Source organism: Corynebacterium sp. AOP12-C2-36, from assembly GCF_052379185.1.
GTDB lineage: Bacteria > Actinomycetota > Actinomycetes > Mycobacteriales > Mycobacteriaceae > Corynebacterium.
In genome coordinates this window covers 1-14,249 of the sequence record NZ_JBQSYJ010000024.1, presented here as the reverse complement: position 1 = coordinate 14,249, position 14,249 = coordinate 1, and the positions used below count along the sequence as shown (strand labels likewise).

Below are 14,249 nucleotides of genomic sequence, written 5' to 3'. Positions count from 1 at the left end.
CATGGACCCCCGCGATGAGACAATCCGCACGGTCGATCAGGCGATCACCGGCATCAACGATAAGTGGGTCAACTACGACCCCACGGACAAGAAGCTGTGGCACCCCACTGAGGCCGAGGTCACCGGAATGCCGAGCCTGGAGGGCTCGCTGGCCGCGTTCGACGACCTGGCCACGGTTATCGACGAGATGGCCGGTCAGGTCACGTCGGTGTACTCCGGGCTGGAGATACAGGACAGCACGATGCAGTTGGGTGCCCAGGCTGTTCAGGAGCAGGTAGCGCAGCTGCAGGCGTTCGCAGAGGAGGTGATCCCCGCGGGAAAGGAGGCGCTGCGCTCGGGCGCCGAGACCTGCAACACCGGGTTCCAGTACATCCGGCAGGCCAACGCGGAGTCGCGCCAGGCCATCGCTGAGTCGCGGGCACACAGCCAGTTCGGACCGATCCCCTACGGTGACCCTGAGATGGACAACGCCAAGCTGACCAGCAAGCAAGACGAGGTCGACAGTGCCGTGAAACAGGTCGAGGGTGCAGCGAACACGCTGCGCGAGAACCTGTCGGCGTGGGAAGCCCAGTCGAGCCGGGCGGGCTACGCGCCGTCGACAGAAGGTGCTGAAAACTATTCAGAGGGAGGTGGCCGGCAGGTCGACACGGATGTAGCCAACAACCCGCCCGCCAACACGGCAAACCGCGTGATGCCGATCAACCCCGGGGGCGGACCGGCGAGCAACGGAGGTGTTGACCTCGGCGGTGGTTCCGAGAGTTCCGGAAGCAGCAGCGACGACGGCGACCAGCGCGGCCTGGAGGTCGACACCCCGGAACTGGGTGACGGTGTCGTCGACCCGCAGCTGGGTGACGGCCTCAACGCCGATGCGGGCTTGGATACTGCAGACCAGCCGGACCATCCGGGGCTGGAAGTCGACGACGGGTTCGGTAGCGGTCTGGGTGAGGACTCCGGTTTCGGGACCGATCTGCCGGAGTACGACGGCGGATCGGGTCTGGGCGTCGATGAGCCTGAGATGAGCTCGCCGCTGGAGGCGGACACCAGTTTCGGCGACGGCCTGGAGGCCCCGGAGGACATCGGCACGCAGACGTCGGGGTGGAGCCCGCTGGAGGACGACCAAGACGACGAAGAGGACCTGGACTCGTTCTTCGACGATCTCGATGCCGACGATGAGGGTGAGGACGCCGACGAGGATCCGGATGGTTCCGGGAGCGGTGGTGACACGTCCCTCGGTGGCGATGATGGCGCGGACCTCGATGCGGCTGACCCGCAGGGTGCGGGTGAGGACGTGGAGGACTCCGGCGTGTTCGGTGACAACCTCGACGGCGATTCCGACCTTCCCGCCGGCGGTGCTTCCGACGGCGGCACTGAGGACGGAGAGGGCGGCATCGAGGGCGTGGACGCCCCGGAGATGGGCGACACCGACGCGCTCGGCGCCGGCACGGACGGCGAGGGAGGCTGGCTGACCCAGCAGCTCACCGGCGAGGACGGTGAGGGCGTTACCGCCGACGTCAAGGGCGACCAGGTGGAGTTCCCGAACCAGCCCTCGGCTGACCTGGCCGAGGATCTTGCCGGTGACGGGTCGATGACGCTTCGCGACGCCGCGGCTGAGGCGGGCTTCGAGGTTCCCGGCGACGGCCAGGACATCGGAACGGCGGTGGACCCGGTCGATCTGCAGCCGGGCGACGTCGTCTCCGACTCCAGCGGCGACTACCTGTACCTGGGCGACGATCGTGCGATCGGCTCCGACGGCGAGATCAAGGAGTTCGGCGAGGATTTCCCGACGTTCGACGACGCGCACCAAGGCTTCTTCCGCATGGACGCCGGCGACGCGGGTGAGGACATGGCCCCGACTGCCGGGTCTGAAGCCTCGGGCTCCCCGGAGGCACCTGCATCCGGTGACGTTGCCGGCGGAGGGTCTGACGGCGAGCCGACGGAGGCGTCGGCGCAGTCCGACGATGAGCCGATCGAGCGGCGCGAGGATGCGCCGGTGGGCCTGGGTGGCGGCCAGTTCACCCCGGACACCGACACGGCGACCACCGCGGCTGATGGTGCGGCTGACCCCGGCGACGGGTCCACCGGTGACTCCGGCGAGTCTTCAGCGCAGGCCACCGGCGACGTCGAGTCTCCGTCGCTGGAGGCTGAGGGCGCCGATGATGCGTCGGACGACAGCACCTCCAGCGACGAGAGCAGCGAGAACTCTTCCGGCAGCGACGGGGAGGGCATCAGCTTCGGTGACCCCGACGATCAGTCCCCCGCCAAGGGCACCGTTGACGCCGACTCCGGCGACAGCGGGTCCGGCGACGACAGCGCCTCGGTGCTCTTCGACTCTGGCAGTGGGGAGAGCGTTGGTGACGCTGACTCCGCAGACTCGGGCAGCGACTCCGACTCCACTTCGGGTGCAGCGGGGACCACCGGTTCCAGCGTTGCCGGCGGCACGGTCGCCGACACCGATGAACCCCTCGACGCTGACTCCATCTCCCCCTACTAGAGACCCGACACAAATGCGTACCCAGCGAGAAAGGATGTGACCCATGCCTGACATGGAGGTCAGCTTCGACCACGAGGAGTTCGACGCGCTACTCAACCGGGCCAAGGACCTGGTGGAAGACGGGGTGGCTGACGCAGGCATCGTCGACGAGACCGGGCTGGACCCGGATACGGTGGCGATGCTGCGCGACGAGGAGGCCGAGGAGGCGGCGTTCCAGAAGGAGCAGAATGCCGACATCGACGCTGCGTCCCGGATGAACCGCGAGACCGACGATGCCGGCGAGCGTTCGGCCGCCGAGATCGACCAGATCGAGGACGGGATCAAGCAGCCTGCGAGCGGTGGCACGTCCCCGGATACCGCCGACACGCGGCTGTCGGCCGCTGGAGGCTCTCCCTCCGATGCGTCGGCCCAGCAGCAGGCCGCCTGGCAGCAGGCGATGCAGCAACAGCAGGCGATGCAGCAACAGCAGTCGATGATTCAGCAGCAGTTGTCGGCCCAGCAGCAGGCCGCCTGGCAGCAGGCGATGCAGCAACAGCAGGCGCAGGCTCAGATGGCCCAGATGAACCAGATGGGTCAGCAGCAGGCCGTGCAGCAGGTGTCGGGCATGGATGACAGCGTCTCCGACGCCGAGATTCGCGCGGCGATCGACGAGTTGTTCGCCGACGACTCCACCCACTCGGAGGGGTCGTCCACCGGCGAGATTGCATCCGGCACCGAGGTCGACACGGACGACCTCGGCGGGGCGGAGAACGTCAGCTTCGAGAAGACCTACCCCGACGGTGCCATGTCGGAGGATGAGATCAGATCGGCGGTGAACCAGGCCGCCGACGCGGCGGGTGTTTCCGACGACCCAGAGGTGCGACAGAAGTTTGAGAATCTGTACATGCGCCTCACCGAACACGAGTCCGGACACAACCCTGGTGCTGCTAATGGCTGGGACTCGAACGCTATCGGCCCAGAACAGTCAGATGGGTTCCCTGCGCAGTCCTCACGCGGGCTGGCGCAGACGATTCCCTCGACGTTCGCTGCAAACCACGTGGCTGGGACGTCGAACAGCATCTACGACCCGGTCGCCAGCATTGCCGCGTCCATGAACTACCTCTCCAACCACGAGACGTACGCCGTTGACCTGAAGACGGGCGAGGGCCTGGAGGAGTTCGGTGCCGCGCGAGGCGTCGATGTCAGCTCAGGAGACACCGCAGGGGCGTGGGTGGGGTACTGATCCCGCGCAGGTACCGAAAACTCCCCGTAGTCCATCGCGGCTACGGGGAGTTTTCGGTGTCTAGCCGACTACACGGCAGCCGGCTCGGCCTCCACAGCGGTCGCCTGGCCGAGGAGCCGGCTGAGGCGTTTGAGTCCGTCGGGTTCCACCGCCTGGATGACGCAGTCAGCGACTGACGCCCCCCCCCCGGCGGCAGGACCCCTCCCCGCGTCTCCAGCAGGAGGCTGCGGGGGGCGGGTCCTGGTGCCGGGCTAGGCGGTGCGGAACTCGGGCTTGGGCTCGCGATCGGCCAGGGAGAGCAGGCCGCGGACCTGGATGTCGTTGGCGGTGTAGGCCAGGGTGAGGACGATGTGGTTGACGAAGTTGACCTGGTTGTATCGCTGTACCCCGTGCTCGCTGGAGCTGGTGAGGCCAAGCGTATCGCCGGTCGAGGTGACCAGGCGGTTGGTGGTCTCGAAGCAGGAAGTGCCGTCGCTGCGCTGGTAGGTGATGGTTCGGGTGAGTCGCAGGCGGTGGTCGATCTTCCAAGTGGCGGTGAAGCGGCGTCCGTCCTCGGACGCGACGAACAGCGGCCGCCGGCCGCGCAGCTCGATGCTGGCCTCGGTGACGTCGCGGGTGATCTGGGCGTAGATGGCGGCGCCCTTGCCGGCGACGGTCGGGTTGGCGGTAGCGGTGGTCTGGCTCATGGTCTTCTCCTGGTTGTTTGCGGTGACGCGAAGGTTTTTCGCGCCTGAGTGACATCAGTATCTCGAATACCAACCAACCTGGCAAGTGGTTGCGACGTCCCTAGTCCTCGGCGGGCTTACCTTTCAGCAGTTCCAGGGAGCCGAGGATCAGGGAGCGGTGCCCCGGATCGTCGAACGGCTCGGGGTCGTGCGCGGCGGCCTTGCCCAGCCGACGCATGCCGCCAGCGTTGCGGTCGCGCCGCCCGTTGCCGAACAGGGCCTCCATGCCCATCGACATGATCTCGGTGGAACCGTGTGCGTAGGTCCACGACACGTAGGAGTCGTAGAAACCATCGGTGGTCAGGGAGAACTTCCAGCCCATCACCTTGCCCCGGTCGTCGCTGCTGAGGTCGGCGGTCCGCTCGGTGACGAAGTTGTTGGACATGCGCTGGATCTTCGGGTGGGTGTCCTCGATCTTGTGGCCGAGCTCGTGCACGGCGGTGTCGAAGTTGTCGAAGGCCACCACCGGGACCTTTTCACCCTGGCCGACCGCGGTTGGCTGGGTCTTTTCCACGATCGCCAGGCGGGACTCGTCGCCGACCGTGATCTCCTTGACCGCCAGCAGCGGGCGGTTGGGAACGGGTACGTAGTGGATTCGGCCCCACCGCTTCTTATTCTCGCGGGCGCGGCGCAGTTGCTCGTTGGCTTCCTCGGCGATGCCCTCCAGAACCGCACGGTTGTCGTCGGTGTTCTCCCGGGTAGCGAGGCGCTTCTGCCCCTCGTGCCACCTGTTTGGGTCGGTTCCCTCGCCCAGGACCTGGCTGAAGTATCCCTGGAACTCGTCGGTCTCTGGCGTGTAGATGGAGTGGGCCACTTTGCGGCGACCTCCCGGGAGCCGCTCCCCATCCCGGTTCCAGTACCCTGCGGCGCCGCGCCCTTTGGGCGGCAACCTCAGCCACAGCTTGTCGCCGACCGACCACCTCGCAGTCTCCACCGCTTCGGCGGGGTAGTACGACATCGCCTCATTGAACCGGTCGGAGAACTCAGCCTCGAATTGCTTGGGGCTGACCTTGCCGTTGTTGCCGGCGTAGACCGGCGTCCAGCCATCTGCACCCTTCTGGGCACTTCCGTCGTTGTAGACGGCTTCCCGCAGCGGCGCCTGGTAGGCCGCGTCGACGCGCTCACCGACCACCTTTTCGGCCTTCTGGTACTCGCTGCGCAGTACGTAGTGTGCAGCGGTGGTGCCGTTGACCTCTGCGTACAGGTCGAGCCCCTCGCCGCTCTGCACGCCGTAGGTCGACAGGTCGCCTGGCTCCAGGGAGACGGTCTCCAGCGCCTCCTCGGTATCGTCGATCCCCGACTCGCGCCCCTTCTTGCGCCGGGCGATCCGCCGACGACGCTCCAGGTCCTCGTCATCGAGCAGCTCGATCATCGCCTCGTCGGTCAGGTCTTGCGGGGTCCCTCCCAGTTTTCGGACGACCGTGGAGATACGCTCGCGCTGCTCGGTGTCCGAGGACAGTGCCGGGGTTTCACGGATCAGCTGGAGAACCTCGGGGTCGGCCTCCATCAGCTTGGCCAGTTCGCTGGTGGCTGGGTCTTCGCCTCGTTGCTCTGCCCGATACCGCAGCCGCGCCTGGAACACGTTGCCTATCTTGGCTGTCTGATCCTCGATCGTCGACAGGCCGGCAGCCTGGAGACGCTCATCGGCGGCCAGCGCCGCCGTCTCGGAGGTGTTCTAGCCCAGCAGCTCCTGGGTCGCCGAGAGGGCGCGAGCGTCGGCCTTCTGGAGCGCTTCAGTTCCGCGGATGCGCGGTGTCCAGTCGTCGCGGTACTTGCGCAGCCCCCCCGTGGGTGGTCAGTACCCTGCTGGTCTCCGCTTCGCTCAGCCCGTCCTCAGCGGCGAGGACGCGGAGCAGTGCGATCTCCCTGTCGCGGATGGTCATTCGTGCCTCCAACTCGGCCTCGCTCGCGCCGCCGGTGGAGTAGAACTCCCGGGCCTCCTCCTCGGTGCGCTTTTCTGGCGGGAACGTGGGCACCGACGGCCGGGTACGTATCCTGTTGCGCAGATCCTCGGCTTCGTCGACCGCGGCGTGTGCCTCGGTGGTCAGGGCGATCCGCTCGGCGGCCAGTTCGGTCAGACGTTGACGGCGCACCTGTTCGGCGCTCGGGGTCGGGGCGACCTCCTCGATCGGGGCCGGCGGGGTGACGGTTGCCGTCGCGGCGAAGTTCTTCTGTGCCTTTCGCTTAGCGTACTTTCCTCGCTCGTAGGCCCGTCGGCGCTCGCCGCGGAAGCCGCGGCAGCGGCGTGCCCCGCTGCGGCACTCTGGTCCTCGGCACATAGGTGTCGCTCCTGTCGGTCGTTGTTTCCGTATCCCTTTACAAATAGATAGTGTGGGTGGTCCAGTAATCACGCCTGACGGACGAGTTTCTGGCTATCGGGTGGCATGACTGGAAACAACTACTTACCATATGGGTAATATGTGGCCATGAGCACTTCACGCGATTCGACTTTCGACACAGGACCGGGTGGGCCACTGGCCCGCACCACGGTCGCCTACTCCTGCGACTTCGGGGAGGTGGCGTGGTCGCCGTCGGACACTCCCGGTGAGCTCACGGATTCCAGCACGGTGGTGAGCGGCGGCTACATCTTCGGCAGCGACGGCATGCTCGTGCGTCTCAACCGGGCGCTGTCCAACGCTCCGGACACCGTTGAGTTGTCGCAGGACCTGAGTTACACCTTCACCGAGAAGCGCCGCGACCTGGCGGACGTCATCGCCGCCATGCTGCTGATCCGCCCCAGCCGCGGGCACCTCAACGACGCCGGGTGGGCCGTGCTGGCCGACGCCGCAGGTGCCGACGTGCACACCGACGATGATCTTCCCGAGGGGGCTGTCCGATGAGCCGCAAGCTGTCCGACGTGTACGCCGCACTCACCCGAAAGCACCTTCCCGACCCGCACACCACGCAGTATTCGACTACCGGCTTGATTGGCATCTCACCGGCGCACCGGGAGAATCTCATGGGCACCCTGAGCGTGGCAGCATTTGCTGGCTGTGCGCTACTTGTGGTTCTCACTGCAGGTGACCTGGTGCGTTTCGGCGGATCAGGCATCGACTCCCTTCTCGCCGGCGATTTTGGTTCTGGCGGGGATATCGATGGGGCAGGGGCTGTGGTCTACGCCCTGATCCTGGTCTTCGAGATCGTGGCGATTGTCGTTGTTCTTGGTCTGATGTGGCGTCTGGTCACGCAGCGGGCCCGCCTCCGGGAGTTGTACGCTCCCAACCTGCCTATGGCCAGCGCTGCGATCGAATGCCACCGCGACCTGTGGATTGCGCAGAAGAAAACCAGCGACCCCAAGGTGGCTGCTGAACTGGTGGAACGATTCGAGGCTGAGTTGTTCAGCTGGACGGATCCGGCGTTCTTGCTCGACGGAACCGACCAGCGCGAAGCCGCTGCCCTCGATGCGCTCTACCGTCTGCGCCAGCAGGCGGCGTCACTGTTCAGCTCGCCGGCGCCCACCGCAGCGGCAGACGACACCGCTCAGGACCCGGCGGCGAGCGTCTAGATTCGCCAGACCTCGGCCAAGGTGGCGGAGGTCTCCCCCACGCTCGCTGTGGGGTCGCCGGAGCCCGCAGCACGAAGCTGGTCCAGGCGCACGACGCCGAACTGCTCGGAGAAGTCCTGCAGGGGGAACACCACAACGACGTGGGCGGGGTCGATGGAGCCTGGGACCCAGTCGCACCGGGCCGGCTCTGAGGGGGAGACGGACACGCAGGTGTAGCCGCGGTTGCCGTGGGCGTGCTCGGCCATCAGTGCGTTGGAGATCATCGACCATCGCTCGGTCTCGGCGTCGCGGCGCGCGGCGAGTCGGGCGTTGATCTGTGCTCCAGTCTCGATCTCGGTCATCGGGCTACTCCTTTCCGGCGCGTGGTGGGACTGCATCTGTTCTTCCATGAGAATACCCCCGGACCAACCACTTTGGTCAGTTCGGGGGCTGTCCCTTTCCGGTCTAGACGTTGCAGGTGGTAATCAATTCGGCCAGGGTGTCGTGCTCGGCCTGGGTGACGCTGAGACCGTACTTCGCCTTCACGCGGATCTGGGACGCGGCGTAGCGGCAGTGGATCTTGTCATTGTGTGGCAGCCACTCGCTGGCGTCCTTGTCCCCCTTTGCCCCGTTCTCCGGGCCGTCCACGGCCAGCAGGTTGATCGGGTCGTTGGCGATCTGCAGGCGCTGAGCCTCGGTGAGATCCGGGCCGCCGGAGACGTGGACGTTACCGAGCGGGACAATATGGTCGATCTGCACTGCACCGCTGGTGTTCTGGCCGCGTTCGAACTGGATGTAGTGGTTGTACGGCTCCTCCTCGGTGCCGTAGGGGTCGTAGAGAACACCGGCCTCGACCTGGCAGTCGTCCGACTTCTCCACCTCGGTAAGGTCGCGCTCCAGGATGTCGTCGCGAGTCTTGCAGCCGTTGCCGGCCATCGCCACGCCTTCGGCCTTGTCGGACCACGGGTCGCCGTAGTCGCCCTTGCGGTCGTAGTCGTCCATCGAGCCTTTCTCCCGGACCTGCAGGCTGGCCAGCTCGTCAGCAGCGGTGGAGGCTTCCTTGGAACTGATCGAGGTGTCGGTGTCGCCCGGACCCTGCTGCTCGGTGGACTCCGTCGCAGCGTCGCCGGAGCTGTCCGCGCTGGAGTTGGAATCCTCGGTGGACGCCGAGGCTGACCCGGCCCCCTCTGCAGATGCTTCGTCGGTGGCATTGCCCGAGTCCCCGGCAGAGCCGTCATCGACGACAGCCGCGGGCTCGGTCGCCGTCTGATCGTCGCTACCGCAGCCGGCGGCTCCCACCCCCAGGGCGGTGACGGTCAGTGCAGCGGCCAGCGACCGGCCGAACGATCGGGTGAGGGTGTGACGTTGTGACGTTGGACTCATAGCGGTGTGGCTCCAAAGCGTTGTGCGCAGGTGAGGGGTTCGTTTACGCGTTCAAGTGTAACAGTTGCCACCTCGGTGGCCGAGCCTATATACTACTTACCACTGTGGTCAGTAATGCCTGCAGTACCGATCGACCCGGGCGCTGTCTGCCCGTCGGAAACACCGCACACACGCATGCAGCGCGCCCACCGTATTAGGGAGAAGACACCATGGCTGACACCCACGTCACCGAAGACACCATCAACGAAACCGCCGACAACACTGACATCGCCGAGCGAAAGGACACTTTCGACCAGGGCTTCCCCGAGGCTTCCGCGCGTCCGGCCGCCCCCGTTCCAGACGGCGTCATCCTGGTCTCCAGCGGAACCCGTACCGCCGAGGTCTCCGCTGACGAGTTCGACGAGCGCGGCGAGTACATCGCGGAGCTGGTGAAGTACATCGACCAGATCAGCGCCGCCCTGGAGCCCGTGCGCAACGGGCTCCCCCACGACGCCGACGACTTCCTGGAGCCGTTGCAGGCCGCCTGCTACCTCCACAACGCCGCGAGCGCGCTGCGTACCGAGATGCTGTTGCAGGGGGTGACTGCAATGATGCTCGGGCACAACATGATCGAGAGCTTCACCGGCGTGTCCGGAACCACCCTGAACCGCTACACCCACCATCAGCCGCGCGTCGACGACGGATCAAACCGCCGCGGGTACGGCTGGAAGGACCACAAGTGGGAGGCCCCGAGCCTGCCGACCCCGCCGGAGATCCCGGAGTCCCACGCCTACGAGCGCGACCCGCGCGTGAGCAACTGACCCGCCGGATCGGGCGACTGACCACCGCCTGATCCGTATCAACACACCTACGTTTCACCTTCTCCCACACGCCAAACGCACCCTCCCCACAAGAAAGACACCGCCACAATGTTCAACATCGCAATGTTCGGCTGCGCCCACCTGGGCTACGCCCCGACCGGACTTCGCCGCAAGCTGACCGACGGCACCAACGTGGTCGCCGCCGACGGCTACGCCGCCCACCGCCAGACCATCACCGACGTCTGCGCCGCCGCAGGATCACTGCCCGGCACCACCGTGCTGGTCGACGGCGGCGACCTCTTCCACGACCCCCACCCGCGCCCCGAGGCCATCGACGTCGCCCTGGACTGCGACGCACTGCGCGTCGCCGCCGGCATCGAGCGCTTCTCGATCCCCGGCAACCACGATCGCTCCTCGGCAACGGCCACCCCGGCCACCGCCGTGCTGCGCGACGCCCCAGGTAGCCACGTCGTCGCCCCGTCGCGTTTCGGCGTGGCCGAGCGGACCCCCGCTGACCGTCGGCGCGAGACGCGCGCCGACGGTCTCTACGAGGTCTGGAGTTTCCAGACCGGTGCTGAGGATCTCGGGCCCCAGGTGCACCTGCACCTGATCAACGAGCAGGCCCTGGCACCTACCGCCGACGACATGGATGCCGCCGTCGACCCGCGACCGGTCGCCGCCGGGGTGAACATCCTGGTCACCCACGGCATCGTCCCGGACTCGGCCAGCCACTACGTGCAGTCCGATGAGCGCGGCGGAAACCGCGTCATCCCCACCGACTGGTTCCACCGCGGGTTCAGCGCGGCATTGCTCTCCGACTTCCACACCCCGGCATCCGACACCCTGGGCGGCACGCCGTGGGCCTACACCGGTTCGGCGGTGCGCCGCGGGTTCGCCGACGCCGAGACCCCGCGGGGCTGGCTGATGTGCACCGTCGACGACGAGGGCCGCATCGCACTGAGTTTCAACGCAGTCGAGCAGCGCCCCGCCATCGACGAGACCATCGACCTGCCTGACGACCCGGCAGCGGCGGTCGCAGCAGTCACCGGGCTGCTGGCCGATCTCGCCGGGCGTACCCGCGACGAGGCATCCGCGAAGCGCACCGGGGTGGCAGGTGTGCGTGTGCGACTGCGTGTCGATGCTCCGAACGTGGCGGTCTACGACGCCGCCAGCGCGATGGTCGCAGAGTGGTCACGCTCGCTGCCCGACGCACTGAGCTTGCAGGTCAGCGTCACCGGGGTGGGCCAGCCCACCGACCTGCCCAGCGCCCTGGACTCCATCCCCGACGTCGGCGACGAGACGGTCATGCAGGCCATGCGGCGCATGGCCGAGGCCGGCACGCTGACCGGGTTGGCCGAACTCTCCGACGCCGAGCGCGCCGCTGTGCTCGACGAAGCCACCGCCGCGCTGTCGGCGTAGCGCTACTCACACCCACTCCCACCTGAAACACTCGGGGATCGTCCCGCGCCACAGGACACCCCACAACTGACCACATCGGTCAGAAAAGGACCACCATGCGCACCATCTTCACTGAGGGGAAGAACATCCGAAGTACCGGGCCCACCCCGGTACGCTTCACCCCCGCCGAGCAGGGAATCACCTCCGTCACCGGAGCCAACGGTGCCGGCAAGACCACCCTGACCACCCTGATCCCGCTGCTGGCTGCCTGGGGTGATGCCAAGAGCGTCGCCGGAACCCTCGGCGAGGTAATCGCCGAGGGCGCGAAGTCCGGAAAGGCTACCTGGTGCGTGCAGCAGGGCGACCACACCTACCTGATCAGCCGCACCATCACCCGCACCACCACTGGCGCGACCTCGAAGGTGACCATCGAGGTCGACGGATCCACCGCCCAGACCAAGGGCATGCGGGCCACCGAGGCTGCGAAGTTCATCAGCGACGCGCTCGGCGTGGGACCCGACGAGTTCCTGGCGACCTCGCTGATCGCCCAGGGCGAGATCGACAACCTCACCTCCGCTACCCCGGCGGTGGTGCGCGACCAGGTGCGCCGCACCCTGGGCCTGGATCGGGCGGTCAAGGCCGCCGACCGCCTGGACCGCGAGGTCAAGCCCGCCCGCGACGCGCTGCCCGAGGCCCCCGACCCGGCCACGGTCAAGCGCGCCCAGGCTGCCGCCATCGACGCCGCCGGCGCCGAGGTGACCGCCAGGAACGATACCGATACCACTGCCAAGACTGCCGAGCAGTCCGCCGCTCAAGTCGCCGCGACGCGGGAAGCGGTGACCGCGGCCCGTCGGGATTACGACACCTGGCGGGCTGCGGCCGGTTCTCTGACCGAGGCCGAGCGGGCCCTGTCGACAGCCGAGGCGGACCTGGAGTCTGCCGCCGGCGCAGTGAGCACGGCAGCTGCGGACGCCAACTACCACGGCGAGCCGGAGATGGCGGTCGTCACCGCCCGCTACAACGAGCTCACCAACCAGCGCGCCGAGGTGCAGCGTGTCCAGGACCGGCTGGACCATCTGCCAGCCGAGGCCAACGTCGCTGACATCGAGGCGGCCCACCAGGCTGCTGTGGCTGCCGTGGGCTCAGCCAAGAAGGCGTTCGACGCCGCCCAGGTGAGCCCCGAGGTCACCGGCGAGGCGTCCGCAAACGCTGCGCGCGCGGCGGACCTGGAGGAGTCGGCACGCACCCTCGACGGCCACGGCGAGTGCCCGACGTGCCACATGCACCTGAGCGACTCCGGGGCCCTGGTGGCTTCCCTGCGAAACCAGGCCGCCGAGTTGCGCGAAAAGGCAGCCGCAGCCAAGAAGGAGGCCGAGGCGCTGGCCGCCGAACGCCAGCGGGCGGCTGACGCGGTCACCGCCGCCGAGGCACAGGAGCGCGCCGAGGCAGGCGCGCTGTCGGCTGCCCGGCAGGCAGCCGAGACCCGCGGCAACGAGCAGGCTGCTCTTCAGCGCGCCCTGAACGGGTGGAGTGTCGAGCAGATCGCCGCTGTGTGTGCCCAGGTCAGTGCGCTGGGAACGGCGCTGGAGCGGCGCGACGCCGCAGCGGCGGCCGTGCGTACTGCGTCGGGGCGCGTCGAGGAGGTGCGCGGTCTCGCCGCCGGCAACGGTGACGAGTTGAAGGCAGCGCTGGACGCCGCCGAGCAGGCCCACGTCACCGCCGAGGCGACCGGGCAACGGCAGGCGAACGCAGCTGCGGCGGCCAAGGCCACCCACAGCGCGGCCGTCGGCGAGTGGAAGCGCCTGACCGCATCGTCTGACCAGCTCGCCGCAGCGGTGGCCGCCCGCGCCGAGGCGGAGAAGGCGATCGGCGACAAGTTGGCCGCCGCCAAGGCCCTGCGCGAATTCGCCGCCGCCTACACCGCCGAGAAGGTGACCTCGATCGAGGACTCGGTCAACGCGTTGCTGCGCGGGGTGTCGAGTGGGTTCACCCGCTTCCGTCTGGGTACGAACTTTGCCCCGGCGGTGCAGGTGGAGGACACCTGGCGCCCGACCCACGAGCTCTCCGGTGGTGAGTCGGCGGTGGTGGGCTTGATGCTGCGCATCGGCATCGTCGCGGCGATAACCGGTGGCGCGCTGGACGTCTCCGTGACCGCTGACGAGCCGCTGGCGAACCTGGACGCCCGGGCCCGCCGGCAGGTGTCGGACATGCTGGCCCAGTTGCCGTGCCCGGTGACGGTGATCAGCCACTCCGACGAGCCGGCCGAGGCCGCGTCCTGCCGGGTGGAGGTCAGCCGAGATCCGCTTACCGGGTCCACGGTGCTGGCCACGGTCTGACACCGCTGCCGGCCGTCCGTACAAGAACCCCCCCCAGCCATGAGGCTGGGGGGGGGGGTTCATTCGTTGAGGGTCTGGGGCGGGGGCGGGGGCTATTCGGTGAGACGCTGCTCCAACCGTGCCAGGGTGGCGCACGGCGGCGGAGCAGGTGTGGCGCGAGCCCTCGATGGACAGGATCGCAAGATACCGTCCCCACTGCAGGGGGGGGGGTAAGGCAACTATCCTTTCCGCCTGGTCCGCGGACCCTGCATTCTCCCCGCCCGACGAATTGCCGTTTTTCCGTCCTGGTTGCTAGCCCAGGATCACCCTGTACCCGTAGCGTTCAGGGCATGGCACTTTCGCATATCTACCTGCACATCCTCCGAACCGGAGGTGTCGCGTGGACCCCGTAGCAATAGTCAAGGCAGAAC

Annotated in this window: 12 protein-coding genes; 7 read left to right on the top strand and 5 right to left on the bottom strand. The window is 67.6% G+C overall.

Features of this window, described 5'->3' with window-relative positions; all coding sequences use genetic code 11:
• Position 1 precedes the first annotated feature (1 nt).
• Both ACT3UN_RS14535 and ACT3UN_RS14530 read left to right on the top strand, forming a co-directional pair.
• Positions 2-2,491, top strand: coding sequence for a hypothetical protein (locus ACT3UN_RS14535; protein WP_444657408.1), 2,490 nt, complete (start codon positions 2-4; stop codon positions 2,489-2,491).
• A gap of 43 nt (positions 2,492-2,534) precedes the next feature.
• Positions 2,535-3,713, top strand: coding sequence for a hypothetical protein (locus ACT3UN_RS14530; RefSeq protein ID WP_444657407.1), 1,179 nt, complete (start codon positions 2,535-2,537; stop codon positions 3,711-3,713).
• A 251-nt stretch (positions 3,714-3,964) separates the two neighbouring features.
• On the opposite strand, the gene ACT3UN_RS14525 is transcribed toward ACT3UN_RS14530, so the two are convergent.
• From ACT3UN_RS14525 to ACT3UN_RS14515, 3 genes are all read right to left on the bottom strand, one after another.
• The gene (locus ACT3UN_RS14525; RefSeq protein ID WP_444657406.1) at positions 3,965-4,399 is read right to left on the bottom strand and encodes a hypothetical protein; all 435 of its coding nucleotides are present in this window, start codon (positions 4,397-4,399) and stop codon (positions 3,965-3,967) included.
• Between the two features lie 100 nt (positions 4,400-4,499).
• The gene (locus ACT3UN_RS14520) at positions 4,500-6,020 is read right to left on the bottom strand and encodes a hypothetical protein (RefSeq protein WP_444657405.1); all 1,521 of its coding nucleotides are present in this window, start codon (positions 6,018-6,020) and stop codon (positions 4,500-4,502) included.
• A gap of 151 nt (positions 6,021-6,171) precedes the next feature.
• Entirely contained in the window at positions 6,172-6,717 is a 546-nt protein-coding gene (locus ACT3UN_RS14515; protein WP_444657404.1) for a hypothetical protein, read from the bottom strand.
• A gap of 147 nt (positions 6,718-6,864) precedes the next feature.
• Between ACT3UN_RS14515 and ACT3UN_RS14510 the strand changes: the two genes are divergently transcribed.
• Both ACT3UN_RS14510 and ACT3UN_RS14505 read left to right on the top strand, forming a co-directional pair.
• Entirely contained in the window at positions 6,865-7,278 is a 414-nt protein-coding gene (locus ACT3UN_RS14510) for a hypothetical protein (protein WP_444657403.1), read from the top strand.
• Positions 7,275-7,943, top strand: a complete 669-nt coding sequence (locus ACT3UN_RS14505; protein WP_444657402.1) for a hypothetical protein — start codon at positions 7,275-7,277, stop codon at positions 7,941-7,943. The genes ACT3UN_RS14510 and ACT3UN_RS14505 overlap by 4 nt, the downstream gene beginning before the upstream one ends.
• On the opposite strand, the gene ACT3UN_RS14500 is transcribed toward ACT3UN_RS14505, so the two are convergent.
• Entirely contained in the window at positions 7,940-8,284 is a 345-nt protein-coding gene (locus tag ACT3UN_RS14500) for a hypothetical protein (protein WP_444657401.1), read from the bottom strand. The genes ACT3UN_RS14505 and ACT3UN_RS14500 overlap by 4 nt on opposite strands.
• Positions 8,285-8,387: 103 nt before the next feature.
• Positions 8,388-9,305: a GmrSD restriction endonuclease domain-containing protein gene (locus ACT3UN_RS14495; protein ID WP_444657400.1), complete on the bottom strand. Its 918-nt coding sequence runs from the start codon at positions 9,303-9,305 to the stop codon at positions 8,388-8,390.
• 209 nt (positions 9,306-9,514) lie between these two features.
• On the opposite strand from ACT3UN_RS14495, the gene ACT3UN_RS14490 reads away from it, so the two are divergent.
• From ACT3UN_RS14490 to ACT3UN_RS14480, 3 genes are all read left to right on the top strand, one after another.
• Positions 9,515-10,105, top strand: coding sequence for a hypothetical protein (locus ACT3UN_RS14490; RefSeq protein ID WP_444657399.1), 591 nt, complete (start codon positions 9,515-9,517; stop codon positions 10,103-10,105).
• Between the two features lie 108 nt (positions 10,106-10,213).
• Positions 10,214-11,524, top strand: coding sequence for a metallophosphoesterase family protein (locus ACT3UN_RS14485; RefSeq protein ID WP_444657398.1), 1,311 nt, complete (start codon positions 10,214-10,216; stop codon positions 11,522-11,524).
• Positions 11,525-11,619: 95 nt separating this feature from the next.
• Positions 11,620-13,839 carry an AAA family ATPase gene (locus tag ACT3UN_RS14480; RefSeq protein ID WP_444657397.1) on the top strand — a complete coding sequence of 740 codons (2,220 nt, stop codon included), beginning with the start codon at positions 11,620-11,622 and terminating at the stop codon, positions 13,837-13,839.
• Positions 13,840-14,249 lie beyond the last annotated feature (410 nt).

Bases quoted from the DNA above. Each gene is read 5' to 3' on its own strand.
- ACT3UN_RS14535 (WP_444657408.1), top strand. From the start codon at position 2: ATGGACCCCCGCGATGAGACAATCCGCACGGTCGATCAGGCGATCACC.
- ACT3UN_RS14530 (WP_444657407.1), top strand. From the start codon at position 2,535: ATGCCTGACATGGAGGTCAGCTTCGACCACGAGGAGTTCGACGCGCTA.
- ACT3UN_RS14525 (WP_444657406.1), bottom strand. From the start codon at position 4,399: ATGAGCCAGACCACCGCTACCGCCAACCCGACCGTCGCCGGCAAGGGC.
- ACT3UN_RS14515 (WP_444657404.1), bottom strand. From the start codon at position 6,717: ATGTGCCGAGGACCAGAGTGCCGCAGCGGGGCACGCCGCTGCCGCGGC.
- ACT3UN_RS14510 (WP_444657403.1), top strand. From the start codon at position 6,865: ATGAGCACTTCACGCGATTCGACTTTCGACACAGGACCGGGTGGGCCA.
- ACT3UN_RS14505 (WP_444657402.1), top strand. From the start codon at position 7,275: ATGAGCCGCAAGCTGTCCGACGTGTACGCCGCACTCACCCGAAAGCAC.
- ACT3UN_RS14500 (WP_444657401.1), bottom strand. From the start codon at position 8,284: ATGACCGAGATCGAGACTGGAGCACAGATCAACGCCCGACTCGCCGCG.
- ACT3UN_RS14495 (WP_444657400.1), bottom strand. From the start codon at position 9,305: ATGAGTCCAACGTCACAACGTCACACCCTCACCCGATCGTTCGGCCGG.
- ACT3UN_RS14490 (WP_444657399.1), top strand. From the start codon at position 9,515: ATGGCTGACACCCACGTCACCGAAGACACCATCAACGAAACCGCCGAC.
- ACT3UN_RS14485 (WP_444657398.1), top strand. From the start codon at position 10,214: ATGTTCAACATCGCAATGTTCGGCTGCGCCCACCTGGGCTACGCCCCG.
- ACT3UN_RS14480 (WP_444657397.1), top strand. From the start codon at position 11,620: ATGCGCACCATCTTCACTGAGGGGAAGAACATCCGAAGTACCGGGCCC.